We start from the raw sequence: 26,304 nt of genomic DNA on the forward strand, positions 1-26,304 counted from the left end.
AAAGAAAAGTGGCTAAATTTAGCCACTTTCTTAGGAAACAATTTCATTTTTTAGTTTATTTTTTTTAGCAGCTGTCTTCTTTACCTTTTTTAGATTTTCTCCAACTATTAATGTAGGTGGTTGCTTTTTCTCTACAGTATCAAGAGTAACTATACATTTAGCAATATCATCTCTAGATGGTATCTCAAACATTATGTCCATCATTATCTCTTCTATTATTGCTCTTAATCCTCTTGCACCTGTTTTTCTCTTTATAGCCTCATCTGCTATTTTATATAGCGCTTCCTTTTCAAACTCTAACTCTACACCATCTAGTTCAAGAAGCTTTTGGTACTGCTTAACAAGTGCGTTCTTTGGCTCAGTTAAAATCCTAATTAGTGCTTCTTTATCTAGCTGATCAAGAGTAACAACAATAGGAACTCTTCCTACAAACTCTGGTATCATACCAAATTTTAAAAGGTCCTCTGGAAGAATATTCTTTAGAAGCTCTCCAACATTCTTTTCTTGCTTACTCTTAATCTCAGCACCAAATCCCATTGCATTTGTATGCATTCTCTTTTCAATTATTTTTTCAATTCCTTCAAATGCTCCACCACAAATGAAAAGTATGTTTGTAGTATCTATTTGTAAAAATTCTTGATGAGGATGCTTTCTTCCTCCTTGAGGTGGAACATTTGCTACTGTACCTTCTAATATCTTAAGTAATGCCTGTTGAACACCTTCACCTGAAACGTCTCTTGTAATAGAAGGATTATCTGACTTTCTTGCTATCTTATCAATTTCATCTATATATATAATTCCTCTTTCTGCCCTTTCAATATCATAATCAGCATTTTGAATAAGTTTTAGAAGGATATTCTCAACATCTTCTCCAACATATCCTGCCTCTGTTAAAGTAGTAGCATCTGCTATTGCAAATGGAACATTTAAAAGCTTTGCAAGTGTTTGGGCAAGAAGAGTTTTTCCAGATCCTGTTGGACCTAAAAGAAGAATGTTACTCTTTTGAAGTTCAACATCCTTATTCTTAAGTTTTGGCATATTTATTCTCTTGTAATGGTTGTATACAGCAACAGAGAGTGCCTTCTTGGCCTCCTCCTGACCTATTACATATTGATCAAGATATTCCTTAATCTCCTTTGGCTTAGGAAGATCTGTATATTCAACTTCTTGTTCTTCAAATAATTCTTCCTCTATAATTTCTGAACAAAGCTCTATACATTCATCACATATATATACCCCTGGGCCTGCTATTAGCCTTTTTACTTGTTCCTGAGTTTTTCCACAGAAGGAACATTTAAGTTGTTTTTTGTCATCTAATTTTGGCATTTTTACACCTCGCATTACTTACTCTTCTTTGTTATAACATCATCTATAATGCCATATGCCTTAGCTTCCTCAGCTGTCATGAAATAGTCTCTTTCTGTATCTCTTTCTATTTTATCTATCGGTTGACCTGTTCTTTCACTTAATATTTCATTTAATCTCTTCTTTATTCTTAAAATATGTTCTGCATGAATTTTAATGTCTGTTGCCTGACCACGAGCACCACCTAATGGTTGGTGTATCATAATTTCACTATTTGGCAATGCAAATCTCTTACCCTTAGCTCCTGCTGCAAGTAAAAATGCTCCCATTGATGCTGCCATACCAACACAAATAGTTGAAACATCAGGCTTTATGTACTGCATTGTATCATAAATTGCCATTCCTGATGTTATTTGACCACCAGGGCTGTTTATGTATAAATAAATATCCTTATCTGGATCTTCTGCTTCTAGGAAAAGAAGCTGTGCTACAACTAAACTTGCTGTTTGATCATTTATTTCATCTGATAAAAATATAATTCTTTCTTTTAATAGTCTTGAATAGATGTCGTAAGATCTTTCACCCCTACTAGTTTGTTCAACTACTATTGGTACCAAACTCATAAACATAACCTCCTTTTAATGAAGGCTAGCAGATGCTAGCCTTTAATATATTATTCTATTATATTGCTATTGTTAACAAGAAATTCAACAACCTTATTATTTACTATTTCTTCTTCAATCATATATCTTTCAGTCATTAAAATAGCTTGCTTCATCTTTTCAACATCATCTTTTGAATACATCTTTGCTATTTCTTCTGCTCTATTTTGAACTTCTTCTTCTGTTGCTGAAATGTTTTCTGCCTTAGCAATTGCTTCAATTACTAGGTTAATCTTTACTCTCTTTTGAGCTACTTCTTTAAAATCATTTCTTAGTGTTTCCATTGTTATGCCTAACATATTCATGTAGCTGTTTATATCCATTCCTTGATATCTTAATCTGTAATCAAGGTCCTTTATCATGTAGTCTATTTCATTTTCTATCATAACTTCTGGAATTTCAACTTCGCAAGCTTCTACTGCCTTTGTTAATACTTCTTCTTCTAAATCTCTCTTTGCTCTTTCTTCATTTTCTTTTTGTAACTTAGCTCTTATATCATTCTTTAACTCTTCTAATGTATTGAATTCTGAAACTTCACTTGCAAATTCATCATCTAACTCTGGAAGAAGCTTTACCTTTATTTCCTTTACAGTTACCTTAAATAGAGCTGGCTTTCCTTTTAACTCTTCAGCATGATAATCTTCTGGGAATGTAACATTTACATCAACAGTTTCTCCTACTTTTGCACCTACTAGTTGTTCTTCAAAACCTGGTATAAAAGTTCCTGAACCAATAGTTAGATTATAGTTGTCAGCCTTTCCTCCTGGGAAAGCAACACCATCTACAAATCCTTCAAAGTCAATAACTGCTATATCACCATTTTCTACTGTTCCTTCTTCCTTTGTAACTAGTCTTGCACTTCTTTCTCTTAATACATTTAATTCAGCTTCAACATCTTCATCAGTTACTGGATATTCAATCTTCTTTACTTCTATTCCCTTATAGTTTCCTAACTTAACTTCAGGCTTTACAACAACTTCTGCAGTGTAAACAAAATCTTCTCCCTTACCAATCTTAACTATGTCAATAGTTGGTCTATCTACTGGTTCAATGTTGTTTTCCTTAATAGCAGCTGGATATGTTTCATCAAGTATGTAGTTTACAGCATCTTCGTAAAATACGCCTTCACCATAGTACTTTTCTATTATTGCCTTTGGAGCCTTACCTTTTCTAAAGCCTGGAACATTAAATCTTGAAGCATTCTTCTTATAAGCCTTCTCTACAGCTTCATTGAACTTTTCACTTGGTACAGTTATTTCAAGCTTTACTTTATTATTTTCTAATCTTTCAACTTTAGTATTCATTTTATTTCCTCCTATCAAACTATATTTATACTGCATTTATAATGTACCTACTCTATTGAAAATTACAGCTTAACATTGTAATAATAACATAATTAAATTTTATATTCAATAGCATTAATAAATAATTTGACCATTTGATACCTTAGCGATTATTTTATCATTTGATCTTTGTAAATCTACTTCATTTAATATTTCCTCATCTGCACTATTTAGTAAATCTATATCATAATACTTTGAAGCATTAAAAACTCTAAATCCTATGAAATTGCCCTCTCTATCAAAGATATCAACCATGTCTAATAAAAGTGAAGCTGCCTCATCAAAGGAATAATTTCTGTCAATATCCTTTAAATTTGAATGATTTATTTTTTTTAAATTTGATTCTTGTTTTTCTAAGTATAAACTTACAACGTCATGCACTCTATCATAATACACCTTCAAGCTATCACCTACACCATTTATTTTGTTATCTCCTTACATTATATCCAATTTATAATAAAAATTAAACACCCTTTATTATTTTTTTATCTCTAAATTTAATCCGTCACTTAAAAATACAACATCACCAGCTTCATCGGTTCTTAAAACTTTAATCCCATACTTCTTCATAAGAAGCATAGTTTCTTTATGTGGATGACCATAGCTGTTATCCTTACCAACTGATATTACAGCAAACTTTGGATCAACTGTCCTAATAAATTCCTCCGAACTTGAAGATGAACTGCCATGATGTCCAAGTTTTATCACATCAGCTTTTACATCAAATCCTCTTTTTAACATCTCGCTCTCTGAAAATTTTTCTGCATCCCCCATAAAAAGAAAGGTATTATTTCCATATTTTAATTTTACAACAGCAGAATAATCATTTAGATCCTCATAGTAGCTGCTATTAGGTGCTAAAAATTCAACTTCAACATCACCAACATTAAATTTTATACCTGATTTTGCAGTTTTTATTTTTAAATTTTTGTTCTTTATTTCATTCATCATGTTGATAAAAGTCTTTGTGTTTGTTGTAACCTTTGGCATATAAATTTCCTTTATATTAAAGTTCTTTATAACATCATCCATATTACCAATATGATCTTCATGTGGGTGAGTTGCAATTAACACATCAATATCTTTAACTCCATTTTCATTTAACTTATTCATTAATGTTTCTTTTACACTATTTGAACCTGAATCAATCAAGATAAATTTGTTCTCTTTTGTTCTAATTAAAATTGCATCACCCTGACCAACATCTAAAATTGAAACCATAAGCTTATCATTGGTACTTGTATTGCTCTCAACCCCTATTATGCCACAGGATGAAAATAAAATTAACAAAGCAAACAATAGTATATAAAATACTTTTTTCACATTCTATACCCCCAAATTCAACATATATTCATAACTTTTAGATATCTCCTCTACTTCACCAAAGTTATCCCTATATACTTCAATTATAAATTGGCAGTTTTTATTAAATTTTAGAACCTCCTCTACTGATCCCCTAATATCATAGTTTCCATATCCAGGTAATAGACAGTCACATTTTTCATTTGAATCAGAGACATGTACATTTACAATCCTATCTTTGAAGACATTAATATATTCCTCAACCCTTCTTCCACTTCTTAATGCTTGTTTAAAATCTAAAACAAAATACAAATCTTCCTTCATAAACCCTATAACTTCTTCAATAAACTTAGGATTTGACCCCATACACCACGATACATTTTCCCATGCAAGTGCTATATTATATTCTGATGCTACTTTACACAGGTAATCCATAACCTTAGCTGTCCATTGTGCATCTTTAACCTGTTTGTTGTTTCTCTCTCCATGAAAGACATAATACTTTGCTCCAAGCTCCCTAGCTGCATTACATGCAAGCCTGAATTTTTCCTCCATCTCAAGTCTTCTTCTTTCATATTTATCAAATAAATATGGCTCAAAGGGAGATGGAAAGGGATGTATAGTATTTATTTTTAAGCCACTTTCATCCATGCCTTTCTTTATAGCCTTTAAATAATCTCCTGTCATCTCAGAAGCTGATTCAAAAAACACTTCGCATAGCTCAAATCCAATATTCTTAATAATCTTTAATGTTTCTTCAGTATATACTTCAGGATAAAAACATGCAGTTGAAATACCAAATAACATAATTTCCTCCTAAATTTTTTGTTATAAATGTATATTTGCCCAAATTTGAGGCAATATTAATTAATGTGATGAATAAGTTAAAAAAGGCAATCCCAATCTCCTGTTTGTTAACTCCTGTTTCGTTCTGTTTTAATGCTGCCAAATTTAAAAAGGGGTTGCCTTTTTTATTGTCTAAAATCAATTTATTTTTCTTAATTTATTACTTCCCTTCTCTAATATATATACCCTTTCATCAGATATAATTCTTAATGCACCCTTTTCGTCATATCCATCATACTTTATGTTATTTATATCATTTGAGAGTTCAGCTATTCTCTTAGCTCCTTTTCCATTATAATCTGCATACCATAGAAATATACCTCGTTTTGTTGCGTAATATGGAAGTCTAGTTAAAAAAACAATCCTATCATCAGAAGTAAAATGTGGTTTTTGAGCCCAAATGTAATCCTTATTTCTTTGAATAACCTTATCCTTAACAAATACATAATTTGTTACCTTTAGACTCTTTATAGTAATATCCTGAAAATTTCCATTTTCATCGCATACTATAATATTTTGATTTTCCTTATCATCAAAAACTATTTTCTTTCCATCAGTTGATATATCATAATCTACAGCTAACCCCTCAGTTTTAACCTCTATAAAAACTTTGTTACTATTTTCCTCTTTATATACTACTCTAAACTTTTTTTGAGTATCAGAAGTATATATGTATTCTTTTAATACTTCTTTCTTTTTATTTTCATTATTTGTTGGAACATTAATGTTGTTATTATTTTTTGCTTCTTTATTTGTTTCTTCTTTTTGTTTTTTAGGAACTTTTATTTTGTTTAAGAAGCTTATTTTTTCTTTAATATTAAATGTTATTCCTCTTTTATTTAAATGATATTTTGTATAAAAAAATCCAGCTGATATCAATATTAATATTATCAAAGCTATGTTTATTCTTCTTCTTCTCATCTGTTCTTCATAGTTTCTACTAAAAATACTTGGTCTACCCAAGGCTAATCTCCTCCTTATTTATGTTCCATCATTAGCTATTATACCCTAATTGATAAATAAAAAAAAGCCTTCAAATGAAGGCTTTTTGGTGGGCCATCGGGGACTCGAACCCAGGACACCCTGATTAAGAGTCAGGTGCTCTACCAACTGAGCTAATGGCCCATATTGTATCTTTCTGGTGCGCCCAGTAGGACTCGAACCTACGACCTCCAGATTCGAAGTCTGTAACTCTATCCAACTGAGCTATGGGCGCACTGAATTGCGCCTAAAAAATAAAAAAACTGGTGCGCCTTGAGAGATTCGAACTCCCGACACACGGCTTAGAAGGCCGTTGCTCTATCCAGCTGAGCTAAAGGCGCATATCATGGAGCGGGTGATGGGAATCGAACCCACACAACCAGCTTGGAAGGCTGGGACTCTACCATTGAGCTACACCCGCATATTATGGAGCGGGAAACGGGACTCGAACCCGCGGCATTCACCTTGGCAAGGTGACGCTCTACCAACTGAGCTATTCCCGCATACATGGTGCGGGCGGAGGGACTTGAACCCCCACGCACTGGGCACTAGATCCTAAGTCTAGCGCGTCTGCCAATTCCGCCACGCCCGCATATTATGGTGGGCCATCGGGGACTCGAACCCAGGACACCCTGATTAAGAGTCAGGTGCTCTACCAACTGAGCTAATGGCCCATATGTATTTAAACTCAGAACTGGTGAGCCACCGGGGAATCGAACCCCGGACACCAAGATTAAAAGTCTTGTGCTCTACCGACTGAGCTAGTGGCTCATATGGCTGGGCAGGCTGGACTCGAACCAGCGAATGCAGGAGTCAAAGTCCTGTGCCTTACCGACTTGGCGACTGCCCAATAGTTGGGGTGGATAGTGGGACTCGAACCCACGACCTCCAGAGCCACAATCTGGCGCTCTAACCAACTGAACTATACCCACCACATGGTGCGCCTTGAGAGATTCGAACTCCCGACACACGGCTTAGAAGGCCGTTGCTCTATCCAGCTGAGCTAAAGGCGCATATTATGGAGCGGGTGATGGGAATCGAACCCACACAACCAGCTTGGAAGGCTGGGACTCTACCATTGAGCTACACCCGCAAGTGGTCGGGGTGACAGGGATTGAACCTGCGACCTCATGGTCCCAAACCACGCGCGCTCCCATCTGCGCCACACCCCGACTGACATAATAAAGTATAATACATATTTTTTATTTCGTCAATACCTTTTTTTAAATGTTATTTTTTACTCTATTGTAAATCTTATGGTATTAACTTCAACTTCTCCATCTTCTTTAATTTCAAGGAGTGCCGCACCTGGCATCCCATCACGAGGGCGTGAAGTACTTCCTGGATTTATAAATAAAACGTCTCCTTCTCTTTCTATCATTTGAACATGTGTGTGTCCAAACAAAACGATGTCGACCCTTTCTTCAAGAGCCTTAAGATATAATTTTAACACATTATAATACACATCATACCTATGTCCATGCACTAAAAGAAGCCTTTTTCCATTCACTTCAATAATCTTTTCATACTTTACATCTTTACCATAGTCATTATTCCCACAAACATACTCTATAGGTTTTTTATATTTCTCATTGACTTTTATAACATCATTAAAATGATCCCCAAGATGAACAATCATATCAAACTCACCTAATTTGCTTAAGGCCCTATCTAAAGAATACAAATTCCCATGTGAATCACTGACCACAGCAATTTTCAAAATTTGTTCCCCCCTACGCTCTCTTATTAAAATAATCTTCCAACAGTCCTTTTAAGTTTTCTAAAGCCCTTGCCCTATGACTTATTTTATTTTTTTCCTCCTCCGATAGTTCAGCAAATGTTTTGTCAAGTTCAGGTACAATAAACAGTGGGTCATATCCAAAGCCATTTGTACCTCTTGGTTCTTTTGAAATTACACCCTCAACCGTTCCAACAGATTTTATAACTTCGCCTTCCTTTGTTATTAAAATCATTGTACAGACAAATCTTGCCCCTCTTTTATCATCTGGCATATCCTTTAAAAGCTCTAATAGTTTTTCATTATTTTTTTTATAATTACATTCTTCTCCTGCAAACCTCGCCGAATATACTCCAGGTGCATTATTTAGTGCATAGACTTCTAAACCAGAATCATCTGCTAAAACTGCTTCTTTAGTTATATCGTATATTGTCTTTGCTTTTTTATAGGCATTCTCCTCAAATGTTGTTCCATCCTCGACAATTTCTATACTAATTCCTGCCTCCTTTAAAGAAACCGCCTCAATACCAAGGGGTTTTAGTATCTCCTTAATCTCCTGTACTTTGTGATTGTTGTTGCTCGCAACTATCAACCTCATCATTTATTTCCTTCCTTTCCCCTATTCTATTCCCATCTATTCCTAATACTTCTTTTTGTAGTGTGAAAATCTTCTTAAGACCTTCTTCTGCTAATTCTAATAATTTATTTAATTCTTCCTTAGAAAAAGGCCTATCTTCTCCTGTACCTTGTATTTCTATGTACTCATCTTTATCTGTCATAACAATATTCATATCAACTTTTGCACTTGAATCCTCTTGATAGCATAAATCAATCATTGGAACATCATCAACTACTCCAACGCTTATTGCTGCAACATAGCTTTTAATTGGATAAACTTCAAAATTTATTTCTTTATCAAGCTTATTCACTGCATCAACAAGGGCAATAAATGCACCAGTAATTGATGCTGTTCTTGTTCCACCATCAGCCTGAATAACATCACAATCAATCCAAATAGTTCTTTCTCCTATAGCTTTCAAATCAACTACTGAGCGTAGTGCACGTCCTATTAGCCTTTGAATTTCCACAGTTCTACCATCAGGTCTTCCTTTACTTACTTCTCTTGGCTTGCGTGTTTGAGTTGATCTTGGTAACATACCATATTCACAAGTTATCCATCCCTCTCCTGTTCCCTTTAAAAATGGTGGAACTTTATCTTCAAAGGAAGCTGTACATATAACCTTTGTATCCCCAAATTCAACTAAAACAGAACCTTCTGCGTATTTTGTATAGTTTCTAGTAATTTTAATAGGTCTTAATTCGTTAAATCCTCTTCCATCAATTCTCATAGATATCCTCCTTAAGACTTACCTTATAAATTTCATCTGAGTAGGGCTGATTTAAAATCTCTATATTACCATTTGTTTCAATAATTCTTTCACATTCAATAATTTTCCCAACAACCTCAGCATTAATACCATTTTCCTTAAGTTTTGTACATAGGCCTACCCCGTCTTTACAGGTTATCACCATACAACCACTTGAAATTAGTCTATATGGATCTAAATTTAATACTTTACAAATATCAATTGTCTCCTTCAAAATTGGAATATTTTCTTTAATTATGTATATTCCTTTACCTGCTGCTTCAGCAATTTCCCAGAGTGCACCTAATACTCCACCTTCAGTTACATCATGCATAGCTGTCACACCAAACTCCGATGCTATTTGTGAAACCTTAAGGACACTAATATCTTGTAATAAATTTTTAGCTTTCTCTATTATATCACTACTTAAAGATTTCTTTAAATAATTTTCGTATTCATGTGCTATTATACTTGTTCCCTCAAGTCCTGCATACCCTGTTAAAATAACATCATCACCTATTTCTGCACCACCTGTTTTAATAAATTTTTCTCTTTTACCTTTTCCTATAGCTGTTACTGAAACAACAACTCTATTTACAGCATCAGTAATCTCCGTGTGCCCACCTAAAACATCAATTCCAAACCTTTCACATGTATTATTAATCTCTTCTATAATCTTTTTTATATCATCTACATTTGTATTAGGTGGAACTAATAATGTTACAAGTATTCCTATTGGTTTTATTCCCGATGACGCTATATCATTTATATTTATATTAACAGCTAACTCACCAATATTTTTTGTAGCAGCTGTTATAGGATCCGTAGTTAATACACAAACATCACTACCAAAACTAATAGCTGCACAATCCTCCCCAAGACTTGGTCCAACCAATACATCTTCATTTTTTATTTTAAATCTATTAAGCACAATTTCCTTTAATATGTCGTTTGGAAGTTTACCAATATCCATAAAATCCCCTCCTAAAGCTTCTTCTATAATTATACAGTTTTTATATGTAAAATTACAAATTATTTTTATTTTTTTAAGCACTTACCATGTCCACCTTTCATAATATATATATAAAGAAAACTTGATGGTGGTGAATTCATGGAAAATAACAGCGATTTATTATTACAGGTAGGCGACGCAATCAAAGATCTTAAAACCTTCAGTGAGATTTCTGTACTTAATATTTGCCTGTTATCAGGATGTGGGATAATTAAAGATTCTGATGATAATACTGTTGAAAAAATATTTAAGCATTCCGACGGAAGCCTACACCAGCTTTTTGACAATACTGTAGTATTACAATGTATATATAAAAAAGCAAAACCTGTGTTTTTAGTTCCTACTGAAGATAATATAAACTATGGTATATACATGTGGGATTATTCTAGCTTTAACAAGTCAATAAAGGTTGAAACTCAATGCTACGCTATTTTATCTATGTTAAAGCTAGCTGAAAAATATGTAGAAATATATCCTCATCTATCTCAGCTTTTGATCTATTGTTCATCAGAGCTATATGAATTTTTAAGTAGTTTTATGCGGGATGAAAATGGATTGTTTGTAGATGTTAAAAATAAAACTAAAAGCTATGACGATAAAATTAACCTAAAAATAAATAAAAATAATATTAAATTAGCAAATCAACTACTAGTATTTAATGCACTTTTATATTTAACAAAGTTATATAATAGCGAAATTTATAAAAAATATTCTAAGGAATTAAATATTGAAAGATATAGGTCAGAGATATCCAATATATATGCCTTTCTATCTAACTCCTTAGATCAAATAATAAGTCTTCCTTCAAGACAGCTAGCTCAATATATAAACATACTCTCTGATTGTATTGAACTTGATGAGGATAATGAAAGAATTGAGGACTATAAAGAAACTATAGCACTTCTATGCGATGAGCTTATAAATAGAATCAAAGCAAATGGTGAAGTTGAAAAGGGAGAAAATAATTTTATACCTGTCTCCTTCTATACAAATATAAGATGTGCAAATGCTTTAATAAATGGCTATAAATCGTCACAAATAGTTAAATTCCTTGATTTCTCAAAAAAGATTTTTGAGTATGTCCTATCATACTATAAGGAGGACCTTTCACTATTTATCAAAGATTATGACGATAAAATTAGCATATCAATTCGAGATATTGCTGAGACATTAAAACATTTAGAACAGATGTATATAATAAATAAAACAGAAAAATATCTAGATATGATTTTAAACTTCTATAATAAAGCAGTAAAAACTTCAAATATAATGCAAAACGATATAATTGTAACGCGCGACTTTGAAAAGCTTTTTGAAAATATGAATGTAACAACAAAACCACCTGTACTTTTAAGAAGTGTTAGATTTAACAACAAAAATATATTACAAGTTAAACCTTCTAAATATGTTAATAATCAATATGCTCTCTACAGTTCATATATTTTCTTAAATTTATTTGAAGCGCTAGATTAAAAGTTCTGTTTTGTAACATACTAAAGATAAGGAGGGGATTATTTATGACAAATATTAACTGTTCGGCCAATTGTGTACATGAGAAAAACGGAAAATGTACACTAAGCCACATTAGTATTATTGTAAATGCAATAGGACATGGCACCGATTGTGCCTATTATACACCAAGAAACGAGACTCCTCCTGAAAAATAAAAAGCCCACATTAAGTGGGCTTTTTAAATTACTTTTGAATGTAAGCCTTGTCAAAGAATACGAATCCAAGTGGTGACTTGTGTACATCCTTTACATAATCCTTCATACATACAACGTTTACATAGTAGTAGATTGGAATTACTGGCATATCTGCCATTAGGATGTCTTCAGCTTCATGCATTAATTGAATTCTCTTTATTGGATCTGCTTCTCTCTTAGCAGCGTCAATCTTCTTGTCATATTCTGGATTCTTGTATCCAGCATCGTTTTGTCCGCTGTTTGAAGTCCACATATCAAGGAATGTCATTGGGTCCATGTAGTCACCTATCCAACCATGTCTAGCAATTAGGTAATCCTTATTATGTCTTGTTGTTTGGAATACCTTCCATTCTTGGTTAGTTAGTTCTACTTCGATACCTAGCTTTTCCTTCCACATAGCTTGAATAGCTTGAGCAATATTTTGGTGTCCTTGTGATGTGTTATATGTTATAACAAGTTTTGGGAATCCTTGTCCGTTTGGATATCCAGCTTCAGCAAGTAACTTCTTAGCTTCTTCTACATCGCCTTCAGCCTTGTAGTAATCCTTGTTCTTAAAGTCTTTGCCATCTTGCATTATAATACTGCTTGGAACAAATGAAGTTGCAGGTTCTTGTCCTGCCTTTGTTACAGTTTCAATTAGAGCCTTTCTATCTATTGCAAGAGCAAGTGCCTTTCTAACTCTTACGTCCTTTAGAGCCTTAGCAGCTGCTGGGTCAATCTTTTCTGCCTTATCTGAAACGTTAATTACATAGAAATAAGTTCCAAGATATGGATACTTCTTAGCTATACCCTTGCTTAATAGGTCTGGAATTTGTTGTGTTGGTGGAGCTTCAATAAAGTCTAATTCTCCTGATTGGAATGTAGCAAGAGCAGCTGTTTGATCTTCAATCATTCTCATTTCAATTCTTGATAGCTTAACGTTAGCTGCATCATAGAAGTTTGGATTCTTTTCAAGAACTATTCTATCCTTTTGCTTCCATTCAACTAGCTTAAATGGACCATTTCCAATGTATGTTTCTGGCTTAGTTGCCCATGTATCCTTATTAGCTTCAACAATGTCCTTTCTTACTGGCATTAATGTTGGGAATGCAGTAAGTGATAGGAAGTATGGTGTTGGGTATTCTAATGTTACTTCTAATGTATAATCATCAAGAGCCTTTACTCCAACATCTTCAGCCTTTGCCTTACCAGCATTGTAAGCTTCACCATTCTTTATGTAATATAATTGATATGCATATTCTGCAGCAGTTTCAGGAGCTAATGCTCTCTTCCATGCATATTCAAAATCATGAGCAGTAACTGGCTTTCCATCTGACCACTTAACATCTTTTCTTAAATAGAATTTGTAAGTCATACCATCAGCTGAAACATCCCACTTTTCTGCAACACCTGGAATTGGCTTATCTTGGCTGTCTAATCTTGTTAAGCCAACAAATGTGTTTACGATTACTGTTGCACCATCGATTGCACTGTTAAGTGCTGGGTCTAGAGTCTTTGGTTCTGAGCCTAGGTTGTATCTAATTACCTGCTCAGAAGTTTGGCCTGACTTAGCGCAGCCTGCAAATAGTGAAACTGAAAGCACTGCAGTTAGCGCCAAAGTCAATAGCTTAGCTGCTTTCTTCCTTAACATTTTCATTCCTCCCCTTTAATATAGTTTTAATATAATTTTATTATCTTTCGGCAGCATTTATGCTGCCGAAATAAACATAATATTAATATAAATGACAGGCAACAAAGTGTCCCCCACCTACATCTTTAAATACTGGTTCTTGTTCACTACATATTGGTTTTGCATATCTACATCTATTTTTAAACCTACATCCAGGTGGTGGATCAATTGGTGAAGGTATTTCACCCTCTAGAACTATTCTCTTCTTCTTTGCTGATTCATCTGGATCTGGTATTGGTATCGCTGAAAGCAATGCTTGTGTGTATGGATGTAGAGGTTTAGTATATAATTCATTGCTTTCTGCTAATTCAACCAACTTTCCAAGGTACATAACTCCAACCCTATTTGATATATGCTTAACCATTGATAAATCGTGTGCTATGAAAAGGTATGTTAAACCTAAGTCTGCCTGCAAGTCCTCAAGCATGTTTACAACCTGTGCTTGAATTGAAACGTCAAGTGCTGAAATTGGTTCGTCACAGATTATAAACTCAGGTTGAACAGCAAGTGCTCTTGCAATACCTATTCTTTGTCTTTGACCTCCTGAAAATTCATGTGGATATCTACTTGCATGTTCACTATTTAATCCTACTCTATTTAATAAATACTGTATTCTTTCTTCTCTTTCCTTTGGACCCATAAGTTTATGGATATCTATTGCTTCACCAATTATGTCACCAACAGTCATTCTAGGGTCAAGTGAAGCATATGGGTCTTGGAAAATCATCTGCATCTTCTTTCTATATTCAAGCATTTGTTTATCACTAAACTTTGCAATATCAACACCATCATATATTATTTGACCATCTGTTGGTTCATATAACTTGATTATTGTTCTACCACAAGTTGTCTTACCACAACCTGATTCACCAACAAGACCTAAAGTTTCACCTTTATTTATAGTAAAGGATACATTGTCTACTGCCTTTAAATAATGAGCTGTTTTATTAAAAAGTCCCTTCTTTATTGGAAAGTACTTCTTTAAATTTTTTATCTCTAAAAGAGGCTTATTCATCATAGGTCCCCCCTTCTTATTGGTGCTTCAACCTTTGGTGCATCCTTATGATTTAACCAACATGCTGCTTTGTGTCCTTCTCCAACTTCAAATAGAGGAGGCCTGTGTGTCATACAAATTCTCATTGCATATTGACATCTTGGTGCAAATGGACAGCCTGCAGGTGGCTTTAGAAGGTCAGGTGGTTGACCATCTATTGGTTTAAGTCTTTCTTTAACAAGATTCTTTGGATTTGGAACACTATTTAATAATCCCCAAGTATATGGATGCTTTGGATTATAGAATATATCCCTTGTTGAACCTGTTTCTGCTATAAGACCACCATACATAACATTAATTCTACTGCAAAGGTCTGCAACAACACCAAGGTCATGTGTAATTAATATGATTGAAGTATTTATTTTTTGCTTTAATTCCTTCATAAGCTCTAATATTTGAGCTTGTATTGTAACATCAAGAGCAGTTGTTGGTTCGTCTGCTATAAGTAGCTTTGGTTCGCAAGCTAGTGCCATTGCGATCATAACTCTTTGTCTCATACCACCTGAAAACTCATGTGGATATTGGCTCATTCTGCTCTTTGGGCTTGGAATTCCAACAAGCTCAAGCATGTGAACAGCTCTTTCAAATGCCTTTTCCTTTGTCATTTTTTTATGTTTTATAAGAGGTTCCATTAATTGATCCCCAATTGTTAAAACAGGGTTTAATGATGTCATTGGATCTTGGAATATCATTCCTATTTCATTTCCTCTTATCTTTTGCATTTCATTTTCTGAAAGCTTTGCAAGATCTCTGCCTTCAAATAATATTTCACCTTCAACTATCTTACCATTGTCAGCAAGTAGTCTCATAACTGACATCATTGTAATACTTTTTCCACTACCTGATTCTCCAACTATACCTAAAGCTTCACCTTTATCTAAATGAAAGCTAACTCCTCTTACAGCTTGAACTTCTCCCACATGTGTAAAAAAGGAAGTTCTTAAGTTTTTAATTTCTAGCAATCTCTCCATCATGTTACCCCCTAACTACTTACGCATCTTTGGATCTAGAGCATCTCTTAGACCATCTCCAAGGAAATTAAATGCAAGTATTGTAAGTGATATTGCAAGTGCTGGGAACAATAATTGGTAAGGATATAATAAGAATCCTTCCAATGCCTCTGATGCTAAAGTTCCCCATGAAGCCCTTGGAGCTGAAACCCCAAGACCTATAAAGCTTAAGAATGATTCTGTAAATATTGCTGATGGTACAGATAGCGTAAGTGTTACTATAATTGGTCCCATACTATTTGGAACTAAGTGTCTTAATAATATTCTTGAGTTGCTTGCTCCAAGTGTTCTAGCAGCAAGCACGAACTCCTGTTGCTTTAATGCAAGAATTTGTGCTCTAACTATTCTTGCCATTGAAAGCCAATATGCTATTGCAAGTGCAATTAATATACTTGTTAAACCTGGTTTAAATATAAGCATTAATAGTATTACGTATATCATCATTGGAATTGAGTATAGTATATCTACTATTCTCATCATTACTAAGTCAACTTTTCCACCAAAATAACCTGAAATACCACCATATAAAACTCCAATAACTAGGTTTAATATACTTGCTGCATATCCTACTACTAATGAAATTCTTGCACCATAAAGTATTCTTACAAATATGTCTCTACCAAATAGGTCTGTACCAAACCAGAATTGCTTATTTGGTCCTAAATTTGATTTAGTTAAATCTTGTGTTGAATAATCTATGTTTCTAAAGTATTTAAATAGTGGTGGTCCAAATATAGCTAAAAGTGTAATAAAGATTACAAAGTATAAACCAAACATTGCAAGCTTATTTTTCTTCAATCTTCTCCAAGCATCTTGCCAATATGTTTCGCTTGGTCTAACGATTGTATTTAAATCCTTTTCACTATCAGGAACTCTTTCAAACATCTCCTTAGTTATTTCCATTTCCATCTAAATCACCCCTTATGCCTCTAGTTTAATTCTTGGGTCAATTACAGCATATAATAAATCGACGATTAAATTACATATAACAAGAAGGGTGCTGTAGAATACTGTTATACCCATAATCATCATGTAGTCTCTATTTGTAATACTTGTTACGAACTCTCTACCAAGTCCTGGTATTGCGAAAATCTTTTCAATTACGAAACTACCTGTTAAAATACCCGCAACAAGCGGTCCTAAATAAGTAACAACTGGAATAAGTGCATTTCTTAAAGCATGCTTATAGATTACAACATTTTTTGAAAGTCCCTTTGCCTTTGCTGTTCTTATATAGTCTTGTCTTATAACATCAAGTAAACTTGAACGAGTAAGTCTTGCTATAAAGGATAGTGAATATCCACTTAAAGCTAATGCTGGCATTATCATGTACTTAGGTCCTGAAAAACCTGTTGGTGGTAATACTTTAAGCTTAACTGCAAATACATACATTAAAAGTATTGCTAGAACAAAGCTTGGTACTGTTACTCCAAGTGTCGCTAAAACCATAACAAAGCTGTCTTGCCACTTTCCTTGATTTAGTGCAGCAACAACTCCAAGATAGATACCTAAAATTAATGAAAATATTATTGAAACTACCCCAAGCTTTGCTGAAGCTGGGAATGAGTATTTTATAATTTCATTAACAGTTTTACCCTCATATTTTAATGTTGGACCAAGTTCTCCTCTACTTAAATTCTTTAAATACATAACGTATTGTTGATGTATTGGCTTGTCTAAGCCGTATTTTGCTTCAAGATTTGCTTTAATTTGAGGTGGTAAAGGTTTTTCACTGTCAAATGGCCCGCCTGGTAGCGCATGCATTAAAAAGAATGTTGCAGTAATTACTACAAACAGTGTTATAATGCTGGCTACCAATCTCTTGATGATGTAGTTAATCATTTCTCTCTCCTCCTTTAAATAATGTTCCCCCTAGTAGGTCAAGTCWAGTCATTTTAAATAAATATTAAAACAAAACCTAAAAAAAATCAATAAAATTTTTTGTATCTTGTGACACTTGAATTTAACAGTAACCATTCTTTCTATTTTGTAATTAAATTATACTACATTTTTTTATAATATCCTTCTGTATTTTTCTGTAAATTTTAGAAATTATAATCGTTACCGAAATTTGTTAATATGTATTATTGCATATAAATTATTTTTATGCAATACATTTGCTAAATTTTACGTTATTTTTATGTATAAATATACTGTTTAATAAATTTATAAATTAAAATATTTCATATTACGAATTGTTAATTTTTCTTAAAATTTTTAATTTACAGTAAATGAGTCTTGTTCGTGTATCTGAATATTTGAAATTATGTATAAAAATAAAAGATAGGGTGTTCATACCCTATCTTTTTTGCAACTCTTCTTCCACTAGTTTGTTGACAAGTTGAGGATTTGCCTTTCCCTTTGAAGCCTTCATAACTTGACCTACTATAAATCCCATAGCCTTTGTCTTTCCTGCTTTGTAATCTGCAACAGATTGAGGATTTTCATCAAGAACCTTATTTACTATATCTCTTATTGCATTTTCATCTGAAATTTGAACCATTCCCTTTTCCTTAACTATCTTTTCAGGATCATCGCCTGATTCAAACATATCCTTAAATACCTTTTTTGCAATTGTACCTGTAATAGTTCCATTGTTTATAAGTTCTATAAGTTTTGCTAAATGTTTTGGTTGAACTTTAATATCCTCAATGCTCATTTCTCTATCATTTAATGTTCTTAGAACTTCACCCATTATCCAGTTACTTGCATCCTTTGGTGAAGCACCTTCTTTAACAACGTCTTCAAAATACACTGCAAGTGCCTTTGATGATGTAAGTATTGATGCATCATACTCTGGAAGCCCATATTCACTTATATATCTTGCCCTCTTCTTATCTGGTAGTTCTGGAAGTGTATTTTTTACATTTTCTATCCATGCATCATCAACCACTAAATATACCATGTCTGGCTCTGGGAAATATCTATAATCATGGGCCTCTTCCTTACTTCTCATAACTACAGTTTCGCCCTTTGCTTCATCCCATCTTCTTGTTTCTTGAACTATTTTTTCTCCTCTTTTTATTGCCTCTATTTGCCTTTTAATTTCATATTCTATAGCCTTTTCTACTGCCTTAAAGGAGTTCATATTTTTTATTTCTGTCTTTACTCCAAATTCAGTTGATCCCTTTGGTCTTACTGAAACATTTGCATCACATCTTAAGGAACCTTCCTCCATCTTACAGTCCGAAACTTCTGTGTATTGAAGTATTGCCTTTAAGTTCTCTAAATACATCTTTGCCTCTTGAGGAGTTCTCATATCTGGCTTTGAAACAATTTCAATAAGTGGTACACCAGAACGATTAAAGTCAACGTATGTGCCATCTTCTCTATGTAGTGCTTTTCCTGCATCTTCTTCAATATGTATTCTTTGAATTCCTATTCTTTTTACTCCCTCATCTGTTGTAATTTCTATATAACCGTTTGTACAAAGCGGAGTTTCATCCTGTGTTATTTGATAATTCTTTGGACAATCTGGATAGAAATAATTCTTTCTTGCCATATATGTTTCTTTATTTATTTCGCAATTTAAAGCAAGACCTGCCTTCATTGCATATGTTACAACTTCTTTATTTAAAACAGGTAAAGCACCTGGAAGTCCCATACACACAGGACAGCAGTGGGTATTCTGTTCTCCACCAAACTCTGTTGTACAGCCACAGTAAATTTTTGTTTTAGTTGAAAGTTCAGCATGAACTTCAAGTCCAATTATAGCTTCAAACTCCATTTTTACACCTCCCATTAGATGCTTGGTCTAACCTTTGAAAATTCTGTTTCTCTTTCAAAGGCATGACCTACCTTAATTAGTGTTCCCTCATCAAAGTAATTTCCTATAAGTTGCATTCCTACAGGAAGCCCTCCAACAAATCCTGCAGGTATTGATATTGCTGGAACTCCTGCAATATTTATTGGAACTGTATAAATATCTGATAGATACATTTCAAGTGGATTATTTGATTTTTCCCCAATCTTAAAGGCAACAGTTGGTGAAGTTGGAGTAAGTATTACATCAACATCTTCAAAGGCCTTTTTATATTCGTTGATAATTAATGTTCTAACCTTTAGAGCCTTTTTATAATATGCATCATAATATCCTGCTGAAAGTGCATATGTACCAAGCATTATTCTTCTCTTAACTTCATCTCCAAATCCTTGGCTTCTTGATTTTACATAAAGATCAACTACATCTTCAAATTCTTTAGCTCTATATCCATATCTTATTCCATCAAATCTTGCAAGATTTGAGCTTGCCTCTGAACTTGCAAGAATGTAATAAACTGCAAGGGCATACTTTGACATTGGAAGGCTTATTTCTTTAATCTCTGCTCCAAGCTTTCTTAAAACTTCAATTGCATTTTCTATTTCTTTTCTTACATCATCATTTAAACCTTCTGCAAAATATTCCTTAGGTATACCTATCCTTAACCCCTTTATATCTTTATTTAAATACTTTGTATAATCTTCAACTTCCTTTTTTGCACTTGTTGAATCCATTTCATCATATCCTGCAATTGCCTTTAAAACATGTGCACAGTCCTCAACATCCTTTGTAAATGGACCTATCTGATCTAGGGATGATGCAAATGCAACAAGTCCATATCTTGACACTCTACCATATGTTGGCTTTAACCCTACAACACCACATAAAGATGCAGGCTGTCTTATTGATCCACCTGTATCTGAACCTAGTGTATAATATGCTTCTCCTGCTGCAACAGCAGCTGCAGAACCACCTGATGAACCTCCTGGAACCCTTTCTAAATCATATGGGTTTCTTACCTTCTTAAAGGCTGAATTTTCTGATGAAGAGCCCATTGCAAACTCATCCATATTAAGCTTTCCTAAAATAACAGCATCGTTTTGTTTTAAAAGCTTTGTAACGTGTGCATCATATGGTGCCACAAAATTTTCAAGCATCTTTGAGGCACATGTAGTCTTTAAACCTTCAACACATATATTATCCTTTATTGCCATTGGAATTCCTGCAAGAAAGGAAACCTCTTCGCCTCTTCTTATCTTTTCATCAACTTCCTTAGCCTTATTTATAGCGCCCTCTTCATCTATTTGTAGAAATGCACCTATCTTATCATCAATCTTATTTATTCTATCTAATGCATTTTTTGTTAGCTCAACACAGCTAACTTCTCCTTTATTTATAAGCTCTCTAATCTCATGTATTGTTTTAGTATGCACCTATATCCCTCCTATTCTATAACCTTTGGTACCTTTACAAACCCCTCTTGAGCATCTGGGGCATTTTTGAGTAGAGCTTCTCTATCAAAGGATGGTTTTACAACATCTTCTCTTAGAGCATTTTCTACTCTATATGCTCCTATACTTATTTCTACATTTTCAGTGTCAACCTCTTTTAGCATCTCAACATAGTTTAAAATACCATTTAAATCCTCTGTAAATTTTTGCTTTTGTTCTTCTGTAAACTCTAGTCTTGCTAATTTGGCAACGTACTCTACATCACGAATAGTAACTGACATGTAAACACCTTCCCTTCTTAATAAATTCCTAGTATCAAGAAAATTAAAAGTAATGCCCCTAAAATAAAGCTTATATAAAAATTATTTTTAGTATAACAAACCTCTTCATTGTGTCTGCAGTTTATTCCCCAAAGTATTAATGACACTGCAAGAGAAATTTCAAGTGGGACAAATGTTGAAAATTTACTTATATACACTATACCAAAGGAAACGATAATGGTAAATATTGAAATTATCCCCGTAATGCTAAAACTGACCCACATAATAAAATCTAAAAGCCTCATATCAATACTCCTTCATTAATCATTTTCTCAAAGTCCTCTTCGGATATAATCTTAACTCCAAGTTCTTGTGCCTTCTTTAGCTTGCTTCCAGCATCTTCTCCACAAAGTAGATAGTTTGTTTTTTTAGAAACACTTGAAGACACTTTACCTCCAAACCTCTCTATAAGATCACTAGCTTCATTTCTTGTATATTTTGATAATGTTCCAGTTAGTACAAATGTTAGTCCTTTGAATAAGTCTGATTGAGTGTTATCATCCTTTGCATAAAAATTCACTTCAGCTCTTCTAAGCTTTTCTAATAATGACCTATTATGCTCTTCTTCAAAGAAGGCTACTATACTTTTAGCCATTTTATCTCCAACTTCTTCAACTTGAATTAGTTCTTCATATGTTGCATTCATTAAAGCATCAATGCTTTTAAAATGCTTTGCTAAATTTTTAGCCGTTTTGCTTCCAACATATCTTATACCTAATGCAAATATTAACTTATCTATGTCATTTTGCTTTGAATTTTCTATTGCTTTAAGTAGATTTTCCGTTGACTTTTTACCCATTCTTTCAAGCTTTACCACATCATCAAAATTTAAATAGTACAGATCTGCTGCATCTTTAATTAACCCATTATCAATCAAAAGTGCCACAATCTGAGGCCCTAGCCCCTCTATATTCATTGCATCCCTTGAAGCAAAATGAATTATACTTCTTTTAATCTGTGCAGGACAGGACATATTTGTACATCTTAGGGCAACTTCCCCCTCTTCCCTTACAACATCTCCACCACACTCAGGACATTTTGTAGGCATCTTAAATTCAACTTCATCTCCATCTCTATCTTCAAATACAACTTCAACAACCTCTGGTATTATATCTCCTGCCTTTTGAATTATTACACTATCTCCAATTTTAATGTCCTTCTGCCTTATATAGTCTTCATTGTGCAGTGTAGCTCTTGATACTGTTGAACCAGCTATTCTAACTGGCTCTAAAATTGCAGTTGGGGTTATTGCTCCTGTCCTACCTACTTGCACAATTATATCAATAAGCTTTGTCTTCTTCTTTTCTGCAGGATATTTATATGCAACTGCCCATCTTGGAGCCTTTGCTGTTTGACCTAACTTTTCTCTATCCTTTAAGTTGTTTACCTTAACAACTATTCCATCTATATCAAAAGGAAGTTCACCTCTTGTTTCTCCAAGTTCCTGTATAACCTTAATTACTTCTTCAACATTTTTACAAACAATTCTCTTAGGACTTACTTTAAATCCAAGTTCTTTTAAAAATTCAAGAGCCTCTGAGTGTTTTTCAAACTCCTTACCTTCTATTCTTTGTATATTAAAAATAAATATATCAAGTTTTCTCTGGGCAGTAACCTTAGGATCAAGTTGTCTTATTGAACCTGCAGCTGCATTTCTTGGATTTGCAAATAGAGGTTCTTCCATTTCCTCCCTCTGTTCATTTAGCTTTATAAAAGCTTCCCTTGGCATATAAATTTCGCCTCTTACTTCAAGTGGAAGTTGATAATTTATCTTAAGTGGAACACTTTTAATCGTTCTAACATTTGCTGTTACATCCTCTCCAACTATACCATCTCCACGTGTTGCAGCAGTTTTTAATAAACCATTTTCATAGCTCAAGCACACAGAAAGACCATCTATCTTAAGCTCAACTACATATTCAACATCAGGAACTTCATTTCTAACCCTTCTATCCCAATCCTTTAACTCTTCAAAACTAAACACATCCTGAAGGCTAAGCATTGGTACATTATGTCTAACTTCCTTAAACTCCTTTAAAGGAGCTCCACCAACCCTCTGGGTTGGGGAGTTTTCATCAAAGTATTCTGGATGTTGCTTCTCTAACTTTTCAAGCTCCTTCATTAGCTTATCATATTCTGCATCAGAAATTTCAGGATCGTCCAAAACATAATATCTATAGTTGTGGTATTCAATTATTTTTCTCAATTCCTCTATTCTTGCCTTAACATCCTCCATAAAATCACCTCATCATATTTTTTCAAGGGGTGCAGTAGATGCAAGTAAGTTTTTTACTCCAACTTTATCAAACTCAACAGTAATCATTTTATCTGCTGCAATTTCCTTTACTGCCAAAACCTTTCCTACTCCAAATACTTTATGTTTTACTAAGTTTCCTATCTCAAAATTAGTAGTTTGTTTGTTAACGCTAGTTTTTTGAACAATAGGATTAGAATTTATTTTGTTAACAGTTGTTATAGTTTTTCTTGGTACTTGATATTCATCATAGCCATATACTCTATTAAAGCTCATCTTTTTTGGCGTTATATCATCCACTAAGTGTTCAGGTATCTCTTCAATAAAGCTGGATACACTGTTAAACATTGTTCTTCCGTACATTAATCGTGATTGAGCACAAGTTAAATAAAGTTGCTTTTTAGCTCTTGTTATACCAACATAACATAACCTTCTTTCTTCTTCTAGCTCATCATTATCGTCCTTTGCTGAAAAATGAGGGAATATTCCTTCCTCCATACCTGCTATAAATACAATATTAAATTCAAGTCCCTTTGCAGTATGAAGCGTCATTAATGTTACTGCATCTGCATTTTCAATTTGATCCTGATCTGATACAAGTGCAATTCTCTCTAAAAATGCTGCTAAACTCTTATCTTCACTCTGTTCTTCAAACTCAACAGCTGCAGATTTAAATTCATTTAGGTTTTCTATTCTATCTTGACTCTCCTTGGAGTTGTCCTCTAAAAGTTCTCTAATATATCCTGTTGTATCAAGTACTTCATTGATTAGGTTTGAAACTGTCATTCTATCTTTAGTTACAATAAAATAGTTCATCTGGCTTATAAATTTCTCTATTGCACCTGCTGCACGCTTATTAATTCCTTCTATATTGTTTACTTCTAAAAGTGCAGTATATAAACTTATATCCTTTTCATTTGCATATTCCTTTACCCTATCAATAGTAGTTTGACCTATTCCCCTTCTTGGAACGTTTATTATTCTTTCAAGGCTTATACTATCTAAAGGATTATTAATAACCTTAAGATATGCTAAAATGTCCTTTATTTCCTTTCTATCATAGAACTTAAGCCCTCCAACCACTCTATACGGAACAGAGGATGTAACAAAGGCTTCTTCTAGAATACGCGACATAGCATTTGTTCTATAAAGAACAGCAAAATCAGATAAACTTCTTCCCTCTTGAACTAGCCTTTTAATCTCTTGAACAATAAACACTGCTTCTTGTTCTCCAGTCTCAGCTTTATAAAATTTTATATTTTCTCCATGCTCATTTTGTGTCCAAAGCCTTTTTTGTTTTCTCTTTTCATTATTTTGTATTACATAGTTTGCAGCATCTAGTATCTTCTTTGTACATCTGTAGTTTTGCTCAAGCTTTATTATCTTAACTTCAGGAAAGTCCTTTTCAAATTCTAGTATATTCCTTATATCTGCACCTCTCCAACCATATATTGAATTATGAACAACAACATCATTACAAATATATTGTCTATAATATTCAACAGATAGATCATATACATAACCTTTATAGTGCTCAAACTCTACACTCTCAACAATATCTTCAACAATTTTCCCATTTTCAAAAACTGCTATACTCATAGTTGGTCTTAAGTGTGAAAATGGCATAAATCTTAAGCTTTCATTTTCTGTTAACTTTGCTCTTCTTAAAATTTCAAAATCTCCATCTGTTTGTTGAAGCCTTTTTACAAAATCTTCAGCATCATCATATACTTTTCGTTCTGTTTCTATTCTCCATGTATTTCTTTGACCATCTCTCACACAAAAGCCTTTACTTATAAACTTTTGTTTTACATCTTCTCCAGATGTGTTTAATGAAATTCTATGTCCATAATATCCATCTTTATAGTATCTATATCCTGAGAAAAAGTTTAAATTTATTATCTTTCTAACAGTTCCTCCCCTTATTACTGCATTAGGCATATGATGAGGGTACTCTTCAAATAATAAGTTTTCCTTCATCAATTTTTCTGCTCTTGTATAGGTATCTATCTCCTTATATAACATATCAACTTGCTGTTGAGTCATAGCCATATTTCTTCCTAATGTATGGAAAACTACAGTTGGTATACCATACTTGATTGAAAAATATTGTTCATAATATGTGGCTTCTTTTTTATCTTTACATACCTTTAATATCCACATTTTATCTCCATGTTCTTGATTAATACGAACTAACATTCCATTTACTATTTTTTCATCTCTTGTTCTTGAACCCTTAGTTTGACCTATTCTATATCCCTTACCCTTTTTATACATTAAATACACAATATGATACTCTGAAGAAAAATTTAAATTCGCAAAAGTTAAATGGTTAGGCGTAGCTTTTATTACTCTTCCACCTTTGGTAGTTACTTTAACTACCACTCCATCATATTCTTTCTTCATAACTTTACTTACATTACCTTCACCAATTTGTCCATTTCCTGCGGCACAAATTACACTTTCATTCTCATTAATTTGTTCTATGTTTTTGTACCCATTACTTGTTAGAACCATTTGGCCT

General features: G+C 33.5%; 23 protein-coding genes, 13 tRNA genes and 1 pseudogene. 1 reads left to right on the top strand and 36 read right to left on the bottom strand.

The features are described 5' to 3' along the window. Window positions 1–30 precede the first annotated feature (30 nt). The 24 genes from clpX to TCEL_RS09120 form a co-directional block, all read right to left on the bottom strand. Entirely contained in the window at window positions 31–1,326 is a 1,296-nt protein-coding gene (clpX, locus tag TCEL_RS09005) for an ATP-dependent Clp protease ATP-binding subunit ClpX (RefSeq protein WP_018663357.1), read from the bottom strand. A gap of 14 nt (window positions 1,327–1,340) precedes the next feature. After that, window positions 1,341–1,928, bottom strand: a complete 588-nt coding sequence (gene clpP, locus TCEL_RS09010; protein WP_018663359.1) for an ATP-dependent Clp endopeptidase proteolytic subunit ClpP — start codon at window positions 1,926–1,928, stop codon at window positions 1,341–1,343. Between the two features lie 50 nt (window positions 1,929–1,978). Then, on the bottom strand, window positions 1,979–3,271 hold the full coding sequence (gene tig, locus TCEL_RS09015) for a trigger factor (protein ID WP_018663361.1): 1,293 nt from the start codon (window positions 3,269–3,271) through the stop codon (window positions 1,979–1,981). 114 nt (window positions 3,272–3,385) lie between these two features. Then, window positions 3,386–3,712: a hypothetical protein gene (locus TCEL_RS09020; protein ID WP_018663363.1), complete on the bottom strand. Its 327-nt coding sequence runs from the start codon at window positions 3,710–3,712 to the stop codon at window positions 3,386–3,388. A 75-nt stretch (window positions 3,713–3,787) separates the two neighbouring features. Continuing rightward, a complete protein-coding gene (locus tag TCEL_RS09025; RefSeq protein ID WP_018663365.1) occupies window positions 3,788–4,633 on the bottom strand; it encodes a ComEC/Rec2 family competence protein in 846 nt (281 codons plus the stop codon). A gap of 3 nt (window positions 4,634–4,636) precedes the next feature. Beyond that, a complete protein-coding gene (locus tag TCEL_RS09030; RefSeq protein WP_018663367.1) occupies window positions 4,637–5,419 on the bottom strand; it encodes a sugar phosphate isomerase/epimerase family protein in 783 nt (260 codons plus the stop codon). A gap of 177 nt (window positions 5,420–5,596) precedes the next feature. After that, on the bottom strand, window positions 5,597–6,421 hold the full coding sequence (locus TCEL_RS09035; RefSeq protein WP_018663369.1) for a hypothetical protein: 825 nt from the start codon (window positions 6,419–6,421) through the stop codon (window positions 5,597–5,599). A gap of 86 nt (window positions 6,422–6,507) precedes the next feature. Next, window positions 6,508–6,583, bottom strand: a tRNA-Lys gene (locus TCEL_RS09040). Between the two features lie 14 nt (window positions 6,584–6,597). After that, window positions 6,598–6,674, bottom strand: a tRNA-Arg gene (locus TCEL_RS09045). 29 nt (window positions 6,675–6,703) lie between these two features. After that, window positions 6,704–6,780: transfer RNA gene (locus tag TCEL_RS09050), tRNA-Arg, on the bottom strand. Between the two features lie 6 nt (window positions 6,781–6,786). Continuing rightward, window positions 6,787–6,860 (bottom strand) — tRNA-Gly (locus TCEL_RS09055). A 6-nt stretch (window positions 6,861–6,866) separates the two neighbouring features. Further along, window positions 6,867–6,942: transfer RNA gene (locus TCEL_RS09060), tRNA-Gly, on the bottom strand. Between the two features lie 5 nt (window positions 6,943–6,947). After that, window positions 6,948–7,031, bottom strand: a tRNA-Leu gene (locus TCEL_RS09065). A gap of 6 nt (window positions 7,032–7,037) precedes the next feature. Beyond that, window positions 7,038–7,113: transfer RNA gene (locus TCEL_RS09070), tRNA-Lys, on the bottom strand. Between the two features lie 21 nt (window positions 7,114–7,134). Beyond that, a tRNA-Lys gene (locus tag TCEL_RS09075) sits at window positions 7,135–7,210 on the bottom strand. 3 nt (window positions 7,211–7,213) lie between these two features. Next, window positions 7,214–7,289: transfer RNA gene (locus TCEL_RS09080), tRNA-Gln, on the bottom strand. A 5-nt stretch (window positions 7,290–7,294) separates the two neighbouring features. Then, window positions 7,295–7,371: transfer RNA gene (locus tag TCEL_RS09085), tRNA-His, on the bottom strand. 4 nt (window positions 7,372–7,375) lie between these two features. Further along, window positions 7,376–7,452: transfer RNA gene (locus TCEL_RS09090), tRNA-Arg, on the bottom strand. A gap of 6 nt (window positions 7,453–7,458) precedes the next feature. Further along, a tRNA-Gly gene (locus TCEL_RS09095) sits at window positions 7,459–7,532 on the bottom strand. Between the two features lie 3 nt (window positions 7,533–7,535). After that, window positions 7,536–7,611: transfer RNA gene (locus TCEL_RS09100), tRNA-Pro, on the bottom strand. A 65-nt stretch (window positions 7,612–7,676) separates the two neighbouring features. Then, window positions 7,677–8,159 (bottom strand): metallophosphoesterase, encoded by a 483-nt coding sequence (locus TCEL_RS09105; protein ID WP_018663371.1) that lies wholly within the window; start codon window positions 8,157–8,159, stop codon window positions 7,677–7,679. Window positions 8,160–8,172: 13 nt separating this feature from the next. Then, window positions 8,173–8,778 carry an XTP/dITP diphosphatase gene (locus tag TCEL_RS09110; protein WP_040683803.1) on the bottom strand — a complete coding sequence of 202 codons (606 nt, stop codon included), beginning with the start codon at window positions 8,776–8,778 and terminating at the stop codon, window positions 8,173–8,175. Further along, the gene (gene rph / locus TCEL_RS09115; protein ID WP_018663373.1) at window positions 8,726–9,526 is read right to left on the bottom strand and encodes a ribonuclease PH; all 801 of its coding nucleotides are present in this window, start codon (window positions 9,524–9,526) and stop codon (window positions 8,726–8,728) included. Before rph ends, TCEL_RS09110 begins: the two co-directional genes overlap by 53 nt. Further along, on the bottom strand, window positions 9,516–10,517 hold the full coding sequence (locus tag TCEL_RS09120; RefSeq protein ID WP_040684006.1) for an AIR synthase family protein: 1,002 nt from the start codon (window positions 10,515–10,517) through the stop codon (window positions 9,516–9,518). Before TCEL_RS09120 ends, rph begins: the two co-directional genes overlap by 11 nt. Window positions 10,518–10,655: 138 nt before the next feature. Here TCEL_RS09120 and TCEL_RS09125 point away from each other — a divergent pair, with 138 nt between their 5' ends. Next, window positions 10,656–12,029 (top strand): hypothetical protein, encoded by a 1,374-nt coding sequence (locus TCEL_RS09125; RefSeq protein WP_018663376.1) that lies wholly within the window; start codon window positions 10,656–10,658, stop codon window positions 12,027–12,029. A gap of 222 nt (window positions 12,030–12,251) precedes the next feature. Here the strand turns inward: TCEL_RS09125 and TCEL_RS09130 are convergent, their stop codons facing one another. The 12 genes and pseudogenes from TCEL_RS09130 to TCEL_RS14300 all read right to left on the bottom strand — a co-directional run. Next, complete coding sequence (locus TCEL_RS09130; RefSeq protein WP_018663378.1) at window positions 12,252–13,892, bottom strand: peptide ABC transporter substrate-binding protein; 1,641 nt, start codon at window positions 13,890–13,892, stop codon at window positions 12,252–12,254. A gap of 82 nt (window positions 13,893–13,974) precedes the next feature. Then, window positions 13,975–14,946, bottom strand: coding sequence for an ABC transporter ATP-binding protein (locus TCEL_RS09135; protein WP_018663380.1), 972 nt, complete (start codon window positions 14,944–14,946; stop codon window positions 13,975–13,977). Further along, entirely contained in the window at window positions 14,946–15,956 is a 1,011-nt protein-coding gene (locus TCEL_RS09140; protein ID WP_040683805.1) for an ABC transporter ATP-binding protein, read from the bottom strand. The genes TCEL_RS09135 and TCEL_RS09140 overlap by 1 nt, the downstream gene beginning before the upstream one ends. A gap of 15 nt (window positions 15,957–15,971) precedes the next feature. Beyond that, window positions 15,972–16,898: an ABC transporter permease gene (locus TCEL_RS13525; RefSeq protein ID WP_040684007.1), complete on the bottom strand. Its 927-nt coding sequence runs from the start codon at window positions 16,896–16,898 to the stop codon at window positions 15,972–15,974. 18 nt (window positions 16,899–16,916) lie between these two features. Then, window positions 16,917–17,837: an ABC transporter permease gene (locus tag TCEL_RS13530; protein WP_018663383.1), complete on the bottom strand. Its 921-nt coding sequence runs from the start codon at window positions 17,835–17,837 to the stop codon at window positions 16,917–16,919. A gap of 457 nt (window positions 17,838–18,294) precedes the next feature. Continuing rightward, the gene (gene gatB / locus TCEL_RS09155; protein ID WP_018663384.1) at window positions 18,295–19,722 is read right to left on the bottom strand and encodes an Asp-tRNA(Asn)/Glu-tRNA(Gln) amidotransferase subunit GatB; all 1,428 of its coding nucleotides are present in this window, start codon (window positions 19,720–19,722) and stop codon (window positions 18,295–18,297) included. A gap of 14 nt (window positions 19,723–19,736) precedes the next feature. Beyond that, complete coding sequence (gene gatA / locus TCEL_RS09160) at window positions 19,737–21,188, bottom strand: Asp-tRNA(Asn)/Glu-tRNA(Gln) amidotransferase subunit GatA (protein ID WP_018663386.1); 1,452 nt, start codon at window positions 21,186–21,188, stop codon at window positions 19,737–19,739. Between the two features lie 11 nt (window positions 21,189–21,199). Continuing rightward, window positions 21,200–21,487, bottom strand: coding sequence for an Asp-tRNA(Asn)/Glu-tRNA(Gln) amidotransferase subunit GatC (gene gatC, locus TCEL_RS09165; protein ID WP_018663388.1), 288 nt, complete (start codon window positions 21,485–21,487; stop codon window positions 21,200–21,202). Between the two features lie 17 nt (window positions 21,488–21,504). Then, window positions 21,505–21,771 (bottom strand): hypothetical protein, encoded by a 267-nt coding sequence (locus tag TCEL_RS09170; RefSeq protein WP_018663390.1) that lies wholly within the window; start codon window positions 21,769–21,771, stop codon window positions 21,505–21,507. Then, entirely contained in the window at window positions 21,768–23,762 is a 1,995-nt protein-coding gene (ligA, locus tag TCEL_RS09175; RefSeq protein WP_018663391.1) for an NAD-dependent DNA ligase LigA, read from the bottom strand. Before ligA ends, TCEL_RS09170 begins: the two co-directional genes overlap by 4 nt. A 12-nt stretch (window positions 23,763–23,774) precedes the next feature. After that, entirely contained in the window at window positions 23,775–26,057 is a 2,283-nt protein-coding gene (locus TCEL_RS14230) for a 3'-5' exonuclease (RefSeq protein ID WP_341348981.1), read from the bottom strand. A gap of 60 nt (window positions 26,058–26,117) precedes the next feature. Then, window positions 26,118–26,303: pseudogene (locus TCEL_RS14300) on the bottom strand (Hint domain-containing protein); the annotation flags it as partial. Window position 26,304: the final 1 nt, after the last annotated feature.

The organism is Thermobrachium celere DSM 8682 (assembly GCF_000430995.1).
Lineage (GTDB): Bacteria > Bacillota > Clostridia > Clostridiales > Caloramatoraceae > Thermobrachium > Thermobrachium celere.